Raw genomic sequence first — 254 nt, forward strand, 5'->3', positions numbered from 1 at the left:
GCTTGAGCATGCTTGGCGGAGATTGGACGGACGGAACGATGACGGATTTCAAGTGGCGCCATTTCCAGGGTGATGTGATCCTGTGGGCGGTGCGCTGGTATTGTCGCTATCCGATCAGCTATCGCGACCTTGAGGAAATGCTGGCGGAACGCGGCATTTCGGTCGACCATACGACGATCTATCGCTGGGTCCAGTGCTACGCCCCGGAGATGGAGAAGCGGCTGCGCTGGTTCTGGCGGCGTGGCTTTGATCCG

General features: G+C 59.4%; 1 pseudogene. It reads left to right on the top strand.

Features of this window, described 5'->3' with window-relative positions:
- Nucleotides 1-38: 38 nt before the first annotated feature.
- Nucleotides 39-254 (top strand): annotated as a pseudogene (locus RAD10_RS42285) (IS6 family transposase); the annotation flags it as partial.

This window comes from Bradyrhizobium sp. 23AC (genome assembly GCF_054863025.1).